The organism is Paenibacillus sp. FSL R5-0378, from assembly GCF_038009285.1.
In the GTDB taxonomy this organism is placed as follows: Bacteria; Bacillota; Bacilli; order Paenibacillales; family Paenibacillaceae; genus Paenibacillus_AQ; species Paenibacillus_AQ favisporus.
Map to the genome: position 1 here is coordinate 3,041,989 of NZ_JBBPAY010000001.1, position 16,311 is coordinate 3,058,299.

General features: G+C 55.3%; 12 protein-coding genes. 8 read left to right on the forward strand and 4 right to left on the reverse strand.

Annotated features, from left to right (window positions below):
- Positions 1-571: 571 nt before the first annotated feature.
- The 4 genes from MKY74_RS14165 to MKY74_RS14180 all read left to right on the forward strand — a co-directional run bounded on the left by MKY74_RS14165 (position 572) and on the right by MKY74_RS14180 (position 6,672).
- Positions 572-4,405 carry a GH32 C-terminal domain-containing protein gene (locus MKY74_RS14165; RefSeq protein WP_076168644.1) on the forward strand — a complete coding sequence of 1,278 codons (3,834 nt, stop codon included), beginning with the start codon at positions 572-574 and terminating at the stop codon, positions 4,403-4,405.
- Between the two features lie 337 nt (positions 4,406-4,742).
- Positions 4,743-5,492: an SDR family NAD(P)-dependent oxidoreductase gene (locus MKY74_RS14170; RefSeq protein WP_076168641.1), complete on the forward strand. Its 750-nt coding sequence runs from the start codon at positions 4,743-4,745 to the stop codon at positions 5,490-5,492.
- 90 nt (positions 5,493-5,582) lie between these two features.
- Positions 5,583-6,047 carry a MarR family winged helix-turn-helix transcriptional regulator gene (locus tag MKY74_RS14175; protein ID WP_306433644.1) on the forward strand — a complete coding sequence of 155 codons (465 nt, stop codon included), beginning with the start codon at positions 5,583-5,585 and terminating at the stop codon, positions 6,045-6,047.
- Between the two features lie 172 nt (positions 6,048-6,219).
- The gene (locus MKY74_RS14180; RefSeq protein ID WP_076168639.1) at positions 6,220-6,672 is read left to right on the forward strand and encodes a VOC family protein; all 453 of its coding nucleotides are present in this window, start codon (positions 6,220-6,222) and stop codon (positions 6,670-6,672) included.
- 283 nt (positions 6,673-6,955) lie between these two features.
- Here the strand turns inward: MKY74_RS14180 and MKY74_RS14185 are convergent, their stop codons facing one another.
- Positions 6,956-8,476 (reverse strand): alpha-L-fucosidase, encoded by a 1,521-nt coding sequence (locus MKY74_RS14185; protein ID WP_076168636.1) that lies wholly within the window; start codon positions 8,474-8,476, stop codon positions 6,956-6,958.
- Complete coding sequence (locus MKY74_RS14190) at positions 8,466-9,269, reverse strand: MerR family transcriptional regulator (protein WP_076168633.1); 804 nt, start codon at positions 9,267-9,269, stop codon at positions 8,466-8,468. Before MKY74_RS14190 ends, MKY74_RS14185 begins: the two co-directional genes overlap by 11 nt.
- A 297-nt stretch (positions 9,270-9,566) precedes the next feature.
- Between MKY74_RS14190 and MKY74_RS14195 the strand changes: the two genes are divergently transcribed.
- From MKY74_RS14195 to MKY74_RS14210, 4 genes are all read left to right on the forward strand, one after another.
- The gene (locus MKY74_RS14195; RefSeq protein ID WP_076168631.1) at positions 9,567-10,046 is read left to right on the forward strand and encodes a sigma-70 family RNA polymerase sigma factor; all 480 of its coding nucleotides are present in this window, start codon (positions 9,567-9,569) and stop codon (positions 10,044-10,046) included.
- A gap of 27 nt (positions 10,047-10,073) precedes the next feature.
- Entirely contained in the window at positions 10,074-11,531 is a 1,458-nt protein-coding gene (locus MKY74_RS14200) for a DUF4179 domain-containing protein (protein ID WP_076168628.1), read from the forward strand.
- Positions 11,532-11,713: 182 nt separating this feature from the next.
- Positions 11,714-13,513 (forward strand): ABC transporter substrate-binding protein, encoded by a 1,800-nt coding sequence (locus MKY74_RS14205; protein ID WP_076168626.1) that lies wholly within the window; start codon positions 11,714-11,716, stop codon positions 13,511-13,513.
- Positions 13,514-13,672: 159 nt separating this feature from the next.
- Complete coding sequence (locus MKY74_RS14210) at positions 13,673-14,128, forward strand: GNAT family N-acetyltransferase (RefSeq protein ID WP_076168624.1); 456 nt, start codon at positions 13,673-13,675, stop codon at positions 14,126-14,128.
- 88 nt (positions 14,129-14,216) lie between these two features.
- On the opposite strand, the gene MKY74_RS14215 is transcribed toward MKY74_RS14210, so the two are convergent.
- The gene (locus MKY74_RS14215) at positions 14,217-15,623 is read right to left on the reverse strand and encodes a sensor histidine kinase (protein WP_084203782.1); all 1,407 of its coding nucleotides are present in this window, start codon (positions 15,621-15,623) and stop codon (positions 14,217-14,219) included.
- The gene (locus MKY74_RS14220; protein WP_076168621.1) at positions 15,613-16,284 is read right to left on the reverse strand and encodes a response regulator transcription factor; all 672 of its coding nucleotides are present in this window, start codon (positions 16,282-16,284) and stop codon (positions 15,613-15,615) included. Before MKY74_RS14220 ends, MKY74_RS14215 begins: the two co-directional genes overlap by 11 nt.
- Positions 16,285-16,311: the final 27 nt, after the last annotated feature.

Genomic DNA, 16,311 nt, shown 5'->3' on the forward strand with positions numbered 1-16,311 from the left:
CCGCCTTCGCTTGGGGGCAGCCAGCCGCAGTACAGGCCGGCTGCCCGAAAGCAGGCGACGGTACAAACATATACATATCGTGCTGAGCCGAATTAGGCTGGGAGGAACAACTGAGATGATGCTGGACAGGTTTTGGAGAGAGAGGGACAAGGACAAGCCAAGGACAAGCCAAGGACAAGCCAAGGACAAGCCAAGGACAAGCCAAGGACAAGCCAAGGACAAACCAAGGACAAGCCAAGGGCTAACCTTGAATTTACTCTGCATATCCTGTTCGGTTTCTCTCTAACCTAAGTCCAGCCTAGCTCAGTTCAGACATCGTTCATATTCGATTTGAGTGCATTGCACTGTTTGTTTATAAGGAAAACGCCAGTTTAACGCCTCATAATGTAAGCGGTTACAATAAGTTTTGTTTTCATGTATCAGGCTTGTCTTCATGCACAGATTTGTCTTCATGCACAGAATTGTTTTCATGCACCGCTTTATTTTCATGCACAGATTTGTTTCATGTATAAGCTTGTCTTCGTTTATATGTCATTTTTACACATTGTTCTGATGATAAGGAGGAGTGTTGATGAGATCAGCAAAAAAGATGCTGTCCGCGTGCCTGGCCGGAATTTTGGCATGTGCGTCCATCCTGCTGTATGGGTCTGACGAAGGCCGGGGATGGGCGATGCCTGCAGATTCCGAAGTTAAAGTTAACGGCGCGGCAGCTGCATTAACGAAGGAGGCAGACAGGATGGCAGCGAGCGTCAATACGAACCTGGAAGGCTGGCAGGTCCAGGGCAAGGGCGAGCTTGAGCAGACGGCGGAGGGGCTGAAGCTGGCTTCCGATCCGCAGGAGAACGTGATGGCGGTCTCCAGCACGAAGGCGGACGATTTTATCTACGAAGCCGATGTCATGATCCAAAACGCCGGGACCGATGCTTCGCTGCTTTTCCGCGCTAGCAGCGACGGCTGGTCTTCATATATGCTGCAAATCGTACCGTCGTCGGGCATCATCCGCTTGAAAAACGCAGCCGGAGGAGGGCTCCAGGAAGAACGGCAGGTGCCGCTGAAGGTCGGCGAAATCTATCACCTGAAAGTGAAAGCTGAGGGAACGAGCCTGCAGGTGTATTGGGGCAACCAGTATCAGCCCGTCATCCGTGCGGTTGATACCGCCTATGCTTCCGGATATCTTGGACTTCATGTGTGGAACGGTTCCGCTGTATTTCAGAATGTGAAGGTCGGAAGCCTTGCCGGCAATCTGGACGGCGTGCTCGCTTCAACCGGAAGCTGGCAGCCCGATCTCAAAGGGCTTAAAGGAACGGGAACGACCGGACAAGCCGCGTTACGGGTATACCGGAACATTGCTGCGGACGCCGTCTATGAAGGCAATGTCACACTGGATGAAGCCTCATCCGCGGGCCTGCTGATTCGGACAAATGCGGAGGGAACCGCCGGATATGAAGCTGTGCTGCGGCACCAAGGAAGAGGGGTACAAGTACTGCTGCGGAAAATGGACGGATCTCTCATCAGCGCCTCGACTAGCGTTTACCCCGATTCGCCAAACGCCAAGCATCATCTGGAGATTCAGGCCGTCGGGCCGAGGATTCAGGTGTTTGTGGACGGATATGCTCCCGCCGCCGTAGACGTGACAGACGACAGTTATTCGGCCGGATATACCGGACTGGTTGTAAGAGAAGGTACGGCATACGTCCAGGATGCCTATGTCACGCTTGACTCCGACTACTATACGGAAACGTATCGGCCGGAGTACCATTACAGCCCGATCCGGGGATCGGCAAGCGACCCGAACGGTCTCGTCTATTTTGAAGGAGAATACCATCTGTTCCATCAGGATGGAGGACAGTGGGCGCATGCCGTCAGCCGTGACCTGCTGCACTGGAAGCAGCTGCCGATCGCCCTGCCCTGGAACGATCTGGGGCATGTCTGGTCAGGCTCGGCCGTGGCCGACACGACGAACGCTTCCGGATTGTTCGGAAGCTCAGGCGGCAAGGGGCTGATCGCATACTATACTTCCTATTCGCCGGATCTGCCGAATGGCAACCAAAAGATCGGGCTGGCCTACAGCACCGATCAGGGACGGACCTGGCAGTACTCGGCGGAGCACCCGGTTGTGATCGATAATCCCGGCAAAAACGGTGCCGACCCGGGCGGCTGGGACTTCCGCGATCCGAAGGTCGTCCGGGATGAGGCGAACGGCCGCTGGGTGATGGTCGTCTCCGGCGGCGATCACATCCGGTTTTTTACCTCCCGCAATTTGATCGACTGGACGCTGACCGACAATTTCGGATACGGGGAGTACGTACGCGGCGGGGTGTGGGAGTGCCCGGACCTGTTTCAGCTTCCAGTAGACGGCACGGACCGGCGCAAATGGGTGCTGATGATCAGCACCGGTGCGAATCCGAAAACGCACGGCTCGGACGCGGAGTATTTTATCGGGGAGCTGACACCGGAAGGGAAATTCGTGAACGACAATCCGGCGGGAACCGTGCTGAAGACGGATTGGGGCAAAGAATTTTATGCCTCCATGTCTTTCTCCGGCACGCCGGACGGGCGGCGGATTCTGCTGGCCTGGATGACGAACTGGGATTATCCGTTCAGCTTCCCGACGGAAGGCTGGAAGGGGCAAATGACCGTACCGCGGGAGGTCACGCTGCATACGACGGGCAACGGCATCCGGCTGTTCCAGTTGCCGGTCCGGGAGCTTGCCGGGTTGCGCAGCACCTTGTTCAGCGTGAAAAACCGTGAGGTTAGCGAATCGGCAGCGAACGTGCTTGGAGGAATTTCAGCAGGCGCCTATGAAATCGAAGCCGATATCGAGCTGCCGCAAAGCGGAGCCGCAGCTGAATTCGGATTTACGGTCCGCGAAGGCGGCGGGCAGAAGACGATGATCAGGTACAAGACTGCCGAGCAGAAACTATTTGTGGACCGCTCGTCATCCGGCGTTACCGATTACTCAAGCCTGCTGCAAACGAGGCATGAGGCCGCGCTCCAGCCGGACGGCAGCCGCATCCGCCTGCGGATCCTTGTGGATGAATCCTCGGTGGAAGTGTTCGGCAATGACGGCAGGGTCGTCTTTTCCGACTTGATTTTTCCGGATCCGGCCCGGCGGGGCATGAGCTTCTATACCAAGGGAGGTAAAGTGAAGCTCGCGTCCGTGCAGGTGCATGCGCTGGACAACGTATGGCGTGAAGGGCGGAAGACGGGCTCCTCGATCATCCTGGACCGGAAAGAGCTGGAATTGTCTAAGGGGGATGAGGAGAAATTGTATGCATCTTACTTGGAATCCTCTGGAGCAAGCCATCCGCCGCTGGTATGGAAGTCCAGCAATCCCGGCGTCGTGCAGGTGACTTCCTCCAATCAGGGGGAATCTCCGGGGATAGCGGTGCTTCGGGCGAATAAGGCGGGAACGGCCGTCATTACGGCCGTGTCGCCGAACGGGAAGGCTTCGGCCCGCTGCGTGGTAAACGTCACCGACGGGACGTTTACGACGAATCTGACAGGTTGGAAGCCGGATCTGTCGGCTTCGCGGTGGGTCGTGACCGAACGCGGCATCCGGGGCAGCTATACAAGCGATGCGAACTACATGGCGCAGGAGCAGGCCGGGGATTTTGCCCTGGAAGCCGACATGACGCTGGGCGAGACAGGAGGCGCGGGCTCGATCCTGTTCCGGGCGAGCGCTGACGGCCGCAGCGGGTATTATTTCAATCTCGATCCGAACCTGAAGGCCATTCGACTCTTCTATAAAGTAGACGGGCGGTTTGAGGACAGGCAGGTGCTGGCCAAGGTCCCGAGGTTCATCCAGCCGGGGAGGACGTACCATATCCGCATTGAAGCGAAGGGGCCGCAGATCCGGGCGGAAGTGGACGGGGTGCAAGTCTTCGATGTGAAGGACGGCACGTTTGCTGAGGGGCACTTCGGCGTGAACGTGTTCGGCGGGCAGGCGTTTTACCAGCAGGTGACGGTCAGCGGAATGGCTGATGCCAAGCTGGCCGAAACGACGCTGGTGAATGCAGCCTTCGGCCTTGCACTGTTTGCTGCGGAATCGCAAAATGGCGAACCGGTAACGGTGGGCGGCCCTGAAGGGGATTCCCCGCAGGTATGGGTTTTCGTTCCTAACGGGGACGGGACATGGTCTATCCGAACCCAAGCGGGCAAAGCGCTGGATCTCGACATGGGGCAGGGCCGGCTGCAGCTGTACGACTACCTCGGCTACAACAACCAGCGCTGGCGAGTGGAGGACCAAGGAGACGCTGTCGTCACGGTATTCTCCGTGCATAACGGACAGGCGCTGGAGGTATCGGCCGATGGGACAAAGCTGCAGCTGGGCGACCCGGCCGCCGGTGAGCCGCGGCAGCGCTGGAAGGTCCTGCCGGATGCCGATCTTCATCCGGAAAAATAAATTGCAGCAGCAATAGGGCTTATCGACTGCCCACGCAGAACAGACAGCGCAAAATAGGGGCAACGATGAGCTGATGTTCCATCACGCAACCGCAACCTGATGTACGGGGGGCGGTTGCTTTGTTTTCCAGATTAATAGATTTTCAGCAGAGGGAAACATTCTATAACCGCCACAATAACTCCTGATAAAAGGCGGTCAGCCTTCTATGACATTACGTTAATGCACTATTCTATGAGGTGATGCAGTTTCTACCAACTTGCAGGCCACTCTGTGGTTTGTTATTATTTAGATATGAAATATTTAGATAACTAAATATATGACGAAAAGAGGAAGCAGCATGAAATTACAAGGGAAAGTCGGTATCATTACCGGCAGTGCATCAGGCATCGGCAAAGGCATGGCGCTGGCCATGGCTAAGGAAGGCGCACATATCGCGATCGTCGACGTGAATGAGGAGAAAGGGAAAGAGACACTGGCCGAGATTAACCAATATACAGAGGGAATGCTGTTCATCAAGGATATTTCCAAGCAGGAGAGCGCGCATGAAATCGTAGCCGACGTGGTCAAGCGCTTCGGCAAACTGGATATTCTGGTGAATAATGCGCATGTATCGAGACAGGCTCCTTTTATGGAAACAACGCAGGAGCTTTTTGATTTATCCTTTGGAACAGGCTTTTATCCTACCGTTCATTTCATGCAGGCGGCGTATCCGGAACTGAAGAAAACGAAAGGCAAGGTCATTAACTTTGCATCCGGTGCGGGCATTGACGGGCAGGTCACGCAGACGTCGTATGCTGCCGCCAAAGAAGCGATCCGGGGCGTGTCGCGCGTTGCGGCCAATGAATGGGGTCCGGAAGGAATTAACGTCAATCTGATCTCCCCGATCGCACTGACGCCGGGCGTGGAACAGTGGCGCGAGAATGCTCCGGAGCTATACGAGGCGATGCTGAATAAAATTCCTCTGCGCCGGCTCGGCGATCCCGAGCAGGACATCGGCCGTGTCGCAGTGTTTCTTGCCAGCAGCGACGCTGACTATATTACAGGTCAAACCTTTATGGTGGACGGGGGCTCCATTAAATTGCGGTAAAAGCGGGATCATCTTGTGCCGCAGGCTTCACGGACTGCCAGGAACGGTGGATTCCCGGCTGAAAAGCATGTATGATAATGAAGGCCTCTAATGCAGATTAGAGGCTTTGACTTGCAGAAAGCGGGGATTTGCCTGATGGAAGAACAGACGATTTTTGAAATCATTCACAATATGGATAAAGTGACGAACAACCTCATCATCCAGTGGGGGAAATTGTTCAACGAGGATCTTGGAATTTCCCATATTCTCGTTCTGGCTCACCTGCAGCACCATGGGAACAGCCGGCCTTCGGATATCGCCAAGGCTCTGGGGCTGACCCCGCCGACGCTGACCCATCTATCGGAAAAACTCGTGCAGAAGCAGTTAGCCGTTCGAATCGTCGATGAGAAGGATCGCCGTATCATCTATTTGGGGATTACGGACAAGGGTCTCGACATCGTTCAAAAGGCGAATCAGGACGGGCAAATTTTGCGCAGAAATCTTTTTGAAAAATTGACCGAGGAAGAAAGGCAGCAGCTGCTGAAAATCTATGAAAAGCTGACCGGGTTTTTATGAGAATCCCCGAGGCGCAGCGTGACACCTTCACGTGATGACAGCCATGTCGTGAGATATGGACATCACCTGGAGGTGTTTTTTGCTTTATTAAAAGCATGACGTACAGTTGTCAGCTTTTGTCTCCTATAATGGCCTTAGAAGATGAGGGAACAAACGAAGGAGGAAAATGAATATGAGCGAAAAACAAACGTTAAGAGGCATGGCGACGATCAATTATTGGGCGGACGATATGGAGGCAGCGGTGTCGTGGTATTCGGAGGTGCTCGGGCTCTCCCCGTACTTCAAACGCACCGGACCGTCTGGCGAGCTTGCCTATGCCGAGTTCCGCATTGGGGACTACCAGCATGAGTTGGGTCTGATCAGCCGCCGTTATGCTCCTTCGCAAGCGGTGCCGGGTCCAGGCGGTGCCATCATGTACTGGCATGTTGATGATGTGGAAGCCGCGTTTACGAAATTGCTGGAGATGGGCGCGAAGCAATACGAACCAATTACTCCGCGTGGCGAGGGATTCGTTACGGCTTCGGTGACGGACCCTTTCGGCAACGTGCTGGGGATTATGTATAACCGGCACTATTTGGAGATGGTGGAATGGATGAAGAGAGGTAATGAGGTTACGAGTGATTGATGATATGTTTGTTTTGAAGAACATGAGGGAGTGTCGCTTTTAATAATATGGTTGAAAAGGCTGTTGGGCATGTTCCCGACAGCCTTACGCACTCATAAAGAGTTGCTTATTTGTGAGTTGGACTTTACCAACTCCTGTTTGACTTGCTTCGCTCTCTTGTTTTGCGCTGCGCGCAAAGCCAAAGTCGCTCACCAATTCAAACACTCGTCTGCTACTTTTAAAACTTAAACTTGTTGACAAGTTCAGCTAAAAGGATATTTCTAAAACGCAGATTCGTTTCCATTCATCCCACACTGCCTGCAAGGTCCGCACCCTCGGCAACAGCAGGTGATCGCTTCATTCCACCGTCATGCTCATCTTCAATTATGATGACAGGAACGAAAATATGTTCAAGCCGGTGTTTGAAAATGAGGCTCATATCCTCGCCTTCCCGCTTCAGTTGAACAGGACTGCCATCCGTTAGCAGATTTGCTGTGCCTTCACAGAAAAACTCCTTTACCTTGACGGTTATTCCGTTTGGACGCCCCAAAATGATCAGGTACAGCCGGTTGTCCTTTCGCGTAAACCGGATCGTTTCACCGGTCTCCGTTTCCGCTTCCGCACGGATCCAGGGACGCGTACCATATACAGCCTCCCCATTCCGTTGTAACCAATCCCCGAATTTGGACAACCGGCTTAACTGCTCGGGAGGAATTTGAGCATCCTCGCCGCGCGGACCTACATTCAGCAGCAGATTTCCGTTTTTAGACAAGGCATCTATAAAATCGTAAAGCAATGTTTCAAAGGATGAATAGTCTGCATCCTGCTCATTGCGGTTGTAGCCGAATGAATGGCCGATTCCGCGTGTCATCTCCCATTTTCCAGGTTGTATTTCCTTGTATTTGGTATATTCCGGAGTCGAAAAATCGCTATGGGAGATCGCAGGCTGCGCCAGGGCAGAATGAATATCCGGATTGTTCATGATCATCCGTTTGATCATCATGTCCATCACTGCGCGTACAGGTTTGAGACTTAACAGCTTGTTAGCGGAAGTTGAATGCTTCCAGCGGTCATTGACCACGCCTTCGGGTACAGCGTTATAGTAGTAGGCGAACAATCGAAAAAGGGAGTCTTCGTTCCCTGGCCAGCATATATCGTTCCACAGAATATCAGGGCGGTACCGGGAAATCAGTTCGCGGATCTGGGCGTCGGCGTATACTGCATAACCGCCCCCGGGTGTGGAAAAGGAGTAGTCCATAAACGTTCTTGAAATCCTTCTCCGAAAAGTCCAGTCGATCCCACCTGAATAGTAGATGCCAAAGCGCAGGCCTTCGCTGCGTACAGCGTCTGCTAATTCGCCGATGATGTCGCGCTCGCTAAACCAGTGCGGCTCATGCGGGTTGGTCACCTTCGTTGGCCATAGGCAAAATCCGTCATGGTGCTTCGAGACGATCACGACGTATTTTGCACCGGCATTCCTGAAAATTTTGGCCCAAGCTATGGGGTCCCATTGTTTCACTCCGTCCATGAACAGCGGTTTAAATCCTTGGTAGGGCATGCTGCCATATACGGCTTGATGATAACGCGCAGACGGTGTGGTCTGGTCTTTGATCGCATTCCAATAGCCTTCAGCGTACGGGTAGACGAGCATTGCCCGTTCATAATCGGTCTTTAAAGTATCCGCAAAGTTACCTACGGGTGCAAAACCAGGTACGGAATAGGGACCCCAGTGTATAAAGATGCCGAATTTTGCTTCGTCAAACCATTGCGGAAGCGGGTGACCGTTGAGGGATTCCCGGGTGGGCTCGTAATTTTTATGATTCACGGCTGCCTCCTCCGTCCTTGTCGCCTGATGGTTGACCCGATAAATAATGATTTACCGCCTTGTCGATAAAAGCTTGGGATGCCCCGAAAAGTTCCCGGTCGCCCTCCGGCCAGGATGCCCGTTCACCTTGCATTTGTACAAACGCATCCGCTTGTTCGCTTTCTCCGCCGGTTGCCTCTTGCACCATGGTGCACCAAGCCTTGGCCAACTCTTGTGCAGCGAACTCTTCCGGCCCTGCGCCTGACAGCTCCAGCGTAACGGCTTTTAAAGCCAGCCGTCTCCAGGTATGATACAAATCGAATGCACTTTGTTCCGTGGCAAATCGTCTGCCGAAAATTTCTTTTTGGGTTTCGCTAAAAGCATATTGTTTCCAATCGACCAGGCTACTGTTGTTGAAACACCGGATAAAAAAGGCCAAAAGCTGCCACGGCGCATCATTCCCGGCCGCGACCGCCGTCCGGTGGGCTTCGATCGCAGCAATGCCTGCATGTGCTACTTCTATTTTTCGGTAAAGCGCCAGTTCCTGCTCTTGCAGAATTTGTTCGATCTGCGATGAGTCGGGACGCTGGATGACTTTGTCGCGGATTTCTTGAAGAGAGAGCCCTAGAGATTTGTAAAAAATGATCTGCTCCAAGCAGAGGAGGTCATCCTTCGTATAATACCGCCGTCCGCCTGCCGTACGGCCGGTTGTGGGCAGCAGCCCGATATTGTCATAGTGCTGAAGGGTCCGTACCGTTACGCCGGTAGCTGCGGATATTTCTCCGACCAAATAAGTTGTGTCGTCATTATGCATGCATCACACCTCCATATTCATTACATCACATGACGTTACGTAATGAGCAACTGTTTTTTTTGAAAAGAAATCGTGCGTAACGGACGCGCATGCTTCATTCGAGCCAAGACTTCGTCGTACTGGAGCGGGACATGCTTACGAGATTCCGTTACTTAAAAAATATTTCAATCGATTTTCCAATCTCGCGCGTCTATATTATAGAGCGGCCGCCAAGAGACCCGTCGGTGAACGGGTTGTAGAGATACAGAGGGGGGAGTGGGGACGCTGAATGCTGATAGTACATGGAGCGAGATCCATATGAATAGAACCACGCTGACGGAAGCAGAAGCGTTTTTTGAGCGCCTGACCGCCGAGCAGCGAAAATTGTATTCCATTGCCTACAGTTATTTGCGCAGTGAAGCCGATGCGCTGGAAGCCGTGCAGGAGGCGTCATACCGGGCGTGGGTGAAGCGGAAGAAGCTGAAGGACCCGCAGTCCTTCACCCCGTGGCTCATCCGCATCACGATCAACTGCTGCATGGACGAGCTGCGGCGGAAGAAACGGGTGTTTCCGGTGGAGGAGCCGCAGGAAGGGGCCGTGCAGGAGATGAAAAGCAGCGAGCGGATCGACCTGCAGCGCGCGCTGGAGCGGATGAAGCCGAAGTACCGGCATGTCGTCATGCTGAAATATTACCAGGACATGACGTCCGTTGAAATCGCGAAGGTGCTGGGCAAGCCGGAAGGAACGATCAAGACTTGGCTGCGGGAAGGCCTGAAGCAGCTCCGGAAATATATGTAGAGGCTGAGCAGAAGGGAGGGACAGGTTATGCCCGAAAAAGAACAGCGCATCCTGCTGCAGGATGCCTATGAAGTAAACAAGCATGCGGAAGCATTGCCTGAGATGAAATTGACTCTGGCTATGCGCAAAGGAATGGAGAGAGGAAAAATGCGTGAGAAGCGGCGTTTCTATTTTTGGAGTACGGGGACGGTTATGGCGCTCGCGGCGGCCCTGCTAATTATCAATTACTCGATCGGCAGCTTGGCCCAACGGGAGGAGCCGGCGCCGAAGCAGACGGCGGGGATTCCGAGCCAGGCTATGCTGGAGCCGTACCGATCAACCACGGTGGAGGGTCTGGCGAGCGCAATGGACCGGGGGTTCGTCAAGCCGATTGCCGAAAGCGTCGAACAAAAAGGGTATCGCGTAGAGGTAGACGGTGCCGTCACGGATGGCCGGATGGCCTATGTGCTGTTCGGTGTCCGCAACCAAACGGATAAAGAGGTCATCAACGCGGACGTAGCCCTTGAACTTGGCGGCGTGGAAGCCCCGTCCAAAGGAGCGTCGGTGGAATTGGCGGGAAGTGGCAGCAACAGAATTCCGGCGAATGGAGCCAATCATTTTATTTACACCGTGCCCCTGAACCCGTCCGTTCAATATACCAAGGATGCCAAGTTTCATGTGACCTTGACGGAGACGTCAAACGAAGCGCTCGTGTCCAGCTCCAATAAATACCGCACGGCGTTCGACATTTCGTTTGAGCTCGATCCCGGCATGTTCAAGGACAAAGAGCGCGTGCTGCACCCAGACCGGACACTGACCGTAGGCGGCCAGCAGATTCATGTGACTCAGGTCATCTATACGCCGCTGCACACGTACGTCGACCTGGACTATGATCAGTCGAACGCGAAACAAGTATTCCGGCTGCTCAGTCCGGTGCTCATCGGGAAAGTCGGGGACGAAATCGAAAAGCTGTATTATCCGAAGTGGTACTCTCGGGATAATTCGGAGGCCCTCACGGAGGGGACGGACGCGATGCTGATGTACGGCAGCGGCCAGAAATACGCCGAGTATGATTCCATTAGGCTCAAGACGGAGGGCACGGCTGCGGTGGACAAGGACCAGCTGCAAATCGTGATCGACCTGAAGAAGAAGCAGATTGTGGAAGCGCCGGACGACCGGTTTACCCTGATTTCATACACCCGGACGGCTGGCCCCGGCGAGGTGCTGATTCACCGCGAGCTCGAACACGCCTATGCCGGCGAGAGCCTGTCGTTGTCGCTGGAGGACAGCTTCACCGATGCCGACGGCAACGTCCACAAAAGGCAGTCTCCTGAAGGATATTCCCAAGGTGGACATAGCTGGTCCAACAAGAAAGACACGATGGGAGACGATTACGATTACAACTTCGGCAAGGATGCGGTAGACTATCCGCAGCCGCTGACCATTAAGGTGAAGCAGATATGGATGCCGATTCAGGATACGCAGGCGGTGGAGCTGCTGAAGTAGTTGGCGTAACAACCGCGTACAACCACAAAATATACAGACAGGCAGTCTGATGGCTGAGGAGCCCGAAGGCTGCCTTTTTGTTCCCTTCAGAAAAGCCCGGCCAGTGGGATTGAAATGCGCCAGCAAAATTTGTATGTTGGATGCATACCATTTTTTCAACTGAACAAAAGGGGCTATGTCCGGTGAAATTGGCAGAAGATTACCTTCGGCTGCGAAGCGCTTATTCCGGTGAAAAGGAAGGGGAGCCGTTCCGGGTGACGATCGACGGGCTGGCCGAGGCCCTGTACTGCACGCCCCGTAACGCCAGGCTGATCCTGCGCAAAATGACGGACGCCGGCCTGATCCGCTATGCAGCCGGGCAGGGCAGAGGCCATCGGTCGGAGCTGACGTTTCTGGCGGACAAGCGGGAGCTCGTCATCCGGGTAGCGCAGCAATACGTGAAGCAGGGAGACGTGCAGGGCGCGCTTCTATGGGTAAAAGAGCAGGCGGGCGAACCCGAAGTGATGCAGCGGTTTGTGGACTGGCTCACCGGCTATTTCGGATACCGGACGGAAACGACCGGGGAGGGACGTATGGTGGAGACGCTCCGCCTGCCGGTATACCGGCCGATCGTGACGCTGGACCCGGTGGACGCAATGTATGCTTTCGATACCCATCTGATCCGCCAAATCCATGCGACTCTGGTCGAGCTGGAAATGGACACCGGCAAGGTTATTCCGGGCGTCGCACATCATTGGGAATCTAGTGCTGATGCCTGTTGTTGGACGTTCTATTTGCGAAAAGGCGTGACATTTCATGACGGCATGGAGCTTACGGCCGATGACGTCAAATACAGCCTGCTGCGCGTGCAGCAGGAATCCAACAATCATTCCTGGCTGAGCAGGGACATCGTTGAAATCTGCGCGGAATCGCGTAACACCATCCGCATGGAGCTGCGTCAGCCCAACGTCCTGTTTGCGTTATTTATGTCGCATACGGCGGCAGCCATCCTTTCCCGCGCCAGCGGGGAGTCCGGGGCCGGAACGGTTGCCGGCAGCCTGCCCGTCGGGGCAGGGCCTTACCGGATCGCTAAGCTTACGCCGGGGATGTGCGTGCTGGAGGTTTTCCCGGATTATTATGCGGCCCGGGGCCTGATCGATCGAATCGAAGTAATGGTCATTCCGGACACCGGCGGAGAATGGACGGTGGAGACCAATCCGGGCGTACTGGTCGTCGAGACGGGAGAAGCGCGCCGTCAAGAGCTGAAGACATGGCGGCGCAGCCGTCTCGTCACCGGATGCAGTATGCTGACGATAAACCTTGCGAAACCGGGGATTTTGCAAACCGGTTCCTTCCGCAGGGCGCTTGCACTTGCGGTTGACCGGAGCCGGATGGTCCGAGAGCTGGGCTACCCGCATGCTTCCCCTTGCCTCGGTTTTCACCTTGAGCTGCAGCCGGCTGCCGCTGATCCGCTGTATGATCCGGAAGAGGCATCCAGGGAATTGAAACGGTCCGGGTACGGCGGAGAGGCGCTGAAGCTGTATGCGTACCGTCGCCATGAGCAGGCGGCTTACTGGCTTCAGCAGCAATATGGCCAGGCCGGAATCCGGCTGGACGTGTATATTCTGCCCTGGGAGGAATTAATGAAGGAAGAGCGGATTCGGGAGGCGGACCTGATCCTGTTTGAGGCGCTGCTGAGCGAGGGGCTGCTCCGGCAGATCGAATATTTGCTGTCCCGGTACAGCTTCATTCGCAGCATGCTGGATCCTGGAACGCAGGCGGAAGTAGACCGGCTTGTGGGGCAGCTGCTTCAAGAGGCGGAACCGGAAGTCCGGGACGAGGCGTTTCAGCGGCTGGAATCCTGGTTGATCGACCGCAGCACGGCCGTCTATTTGACCTACAACGAGGCCCGGGTGCTGTCCCACCCGGCGCAGCAGGGCGTTCGGTTGAATGCCGCCGGGTGGGTAGATTTTAAGGACATCTGGTTTAAAGGGGAAGGTTAACAGCAGGAGATCAACCGCGATTGCGGTACGGGAAAACATGACATCTGACGAAAGGGGAAAGGTTTCCCGGAAAGATTACCTTTTTCTAAGGGCTCGTCCGGCTGTACAATGATCACAGCACATGAGATGAAACTTACCAACGGAGTGAAGGTGAACGGTATGAAAATTATGCTGGACGATTTAAGCGGGCCGGAAATAGCCGCGTTGATCCGCGAGCATCTTCAAGGCATGGCGGAGGAGTCGCCGCCGGAGAGCATACACGCCCTAGATCTGGACGGGCTGCGGCGTCCGGATGTGACATTCTGGAGCGCATGGGAACAGGGAGAGCTGCTTGGCTGCGGGGCGCTGAAGGAGCTTGATCCCGGCCACGGCGAGATCAAATCGATGCGGACCGCATCTGCCCACTTACGTAAAGGCGTGGCCCGATCCATCCTGGCGCACATCATTGAGGAGGCCCGGCGGCGGGGATACCGGCGGCTGAGCCTGGAGACGGGCTCAATGGCGTCGTTCGAGCCGGCCCGACGACTGTACGCAGCCTTTGGATTTGAGGAGTGCGGCCCATTTGCGGATTATACGCTCGATCCTTACAGCACTTTTATGACCCGAGAGCTGTAACCTAAATATGCGGACCCTGATGTGAAAAAAGGACATGCTCCCTGTCATCGACAGGTTGAGCATGTCCTTTTTTCATATGACGGAAGACTTAGCAAGGAATGACAGCGGTGAAGGTGCTGCCTTGGCCGGGCGTGCTTTGCACGCTCAAAGTGCCGCCGTGGGCTTCGGCAATCCATCTGCCGATGGACAGCCCAAGGCCGTGGCCGCCCAGCTCCCGGGCGCGGGATTTGTCCACGCGGTAAAAACGTTCGAAGATGTGCGGCTGTTCCTCCAGCGGTATGCCGATTCCGTTATCGCTGACGGTCATGTGCAGCATTCTCCGTTTGTCCTCCCGGATCTTCAGGGCAAGGGAGACGGTGCCGCCCACCGGCGTATATTTGATGGCATTGTCCAGTAGGATGACCATCAGCTGCTGCAGGCGCTGGGCATCGCCATGAACCGTCATGCCGTCTTCCGCATGCAGCTTCAGTGTAATTTGCTTGGCCTGCGCCAAAGAAAGCAGGGATGCTATCGTCCGCGAGGCTTCAGCCGCCAGATCAAAGTCGGTCATGATCAGCTGAACCTCATCCGAGTCGGAGCGTGCCAGCGTCAGAAGGTGGCTGGAAAGGTCGGTCATCCGCTTAGCTTCTTCCCGCATGTTGTCCAGCACCCTCCGGCTGAACGGATCGTCCTTCAGGCTGTTTTCCATTTCGAGCACCTCAATGGAGGACAGGATGACGCTGAGCGGCGTGCGCAGCTCATGCGAGGCGTCCGCGACGAACTCGCGCTGCCTCGTATACGAGCGGGCGATCGGAACCATCGCCTTGACCGACATGTTCCGGCTGAGAAACACGGCCAGGACGCAGAACAGCAGCGCGAGCCCGATCAGCACGAGCAGGAGCCAGCCGAACAGCCGGTACTGGCTGCCTACCTCCTTGGCCACGTACAGCGTGCCTATAAAGACCCCGTTATCGTAAACGGCCTTGCCGGCAAGAAGCATGCGGACATTTCCGGGAGCCGCCTTGCGGGGATCGTTTCCGTGTCTTGGCGGCCCTCCATCCCGGCCGGTTTCCTTGATCGTAACGGTCTTGTACTCCGTCTGATCGCCTTCGGGCGTCCACTCCGCCACCGCGCTGCCGACCGCTGCGCTCAGTCCCATCCGCTGCTGTGCTTCGTACAGAAAATTCCCTTGAGGGTCCTTGAAGCAGCCCACCGTCTGGTTCGCTAACGATGGATAGCTGCTGCCGAGATTGCCTTCAATATTATAGGAGCCGGTATGCTCCATCGATTCATGAAACGCATAGGACATATCTTGAATCCAGTCGTTCAGCTGATTTTTCTGGTCGTTGATCAGCAGAAAATACAGCAGCCCGTACACCGTTCCGATGAACAGGGCGAGGAAAGCGATAAGCACTGCGGTATACTGCAGCGTCAACCGGTTCTGGGTTCTTTTGAACAGGTCACTCCCCTGCCGGGGCCAGGCGAAGGGAACTTTCCATTTCCATTTAGGCTTCAATTTTATAGCCGACCCCCCGGATGCTCTGAATCAGCTCTTGATTCAGTCCGCTGAGCTTCTTGCGGAGCAGCTTGATCATGGCGTCGATCGCTTTGGGGCCGACATCGGCGTCGAGTCCCCAAATCCGGTCCAAAATGACTTCCCGGGTCAAAGCGATGCCCTTGTTCTGGATCAGCAGATCCAGCAGCTGAAACTCCCGCGGCGTCAGCTGGACGAGCTCTCCCGCGATGCTTGCCGTCTGGTTGGTCCGGTTCAGGATGAGGCCGGTGACCTGAACTTCCTCACCTTGAATGGGCGCAAAATTCCGCCGCGACAGGGCGCGGAGCCGGGCGAGCAGCTCCTCGATTTCAAACGGCTTGACCAAATAGTCGTCTGCGCCCGCGTCCAGTCCATTGATCCGGTCCTGCAGTCCGTCCTTGGCGGTCAGCATCAGGATGGCGCCCATGTATCCTTCCTTCCGCAGCTGCCGGCAGGCCCAGACGCCGTCGCCCTTCGGCATCATCCAGTCGAGAATCAGGACGTCGTAATTGGTGGCCTCGGCATACTCGCAGGCTTCCCTGCCGGTAGTGACCCAATCCGCAGTATGGCCGCCTTTTTTCTTCAGCATGTGCACGACCAACTCCCCCAGCCGCATATCGTCTTCTGCCAGCAATATTTTCATCCATATCCAATCCTTTCCCGCATCTAT

Coding starts and splice junctions, on each gene's coding strand:
- MKY74_RS14165 (WP_076168644.1), top strand. CDS start 572: ATGAGATCAGCAAAAAAGATGCTGTCCGCGTGCCTGGCCGGAATTTTG.
- MKY74_RS14170 (WP_076168641.1), top strand. CDS start 4,743: ATGAAATTACAAGGGAAAGTCGGTATCATTACCGGCAGTGCATCAGGC.
- MKY74_RS14175 (WP_306433644.1), top strand. CDS start 5,583: ATGCAGATTAGAGGCTTTGACTTGCAGAAAGCGGGGATTTGCCTGATG.
- MKY74_RS14180 (WP_076168639.1), top strand. CDS start 6,220: ATGAGCGAAAAACAAACGTTAAGAGGCATGGCGACGATCAATTATTGG.
- MKY74_RS14190 (WP_076168633.1), bottom strand. CDS start 9,269: ATGCATAATGACGACACAACTTATTTGGTCGGAGAAATATCCGCAGCT.
- MKY74_RS14195 (WP_076168631.1), top strand. CDS start 9,567: ATGAATAGAACCACGCTGACGGAAGCAGAAGCGTTTTTTGAGCGCCTG.
- MKY74_RS14200 (WP_076168628.1), top strand. CDS start 10,074: ATGCCCGAAAAAGAACAGCGCATCCTGCTGCAGGATGCCTATGAAGTA.
- MKY74_RS14210 (WP_076168624.1), top strand. CDS start 13,673: ATGAAAATTATGCTGGACGATTTAAGCGGGCCGGAAATAGCCGCGTTG.
- MKY74_RS14220 (WP_076168621.1), bottom strand. CDS start 16,284: ATGAAAATATTGCTGGCAGAAGACGATATGCGGCTGGGGGAGTTGGTC.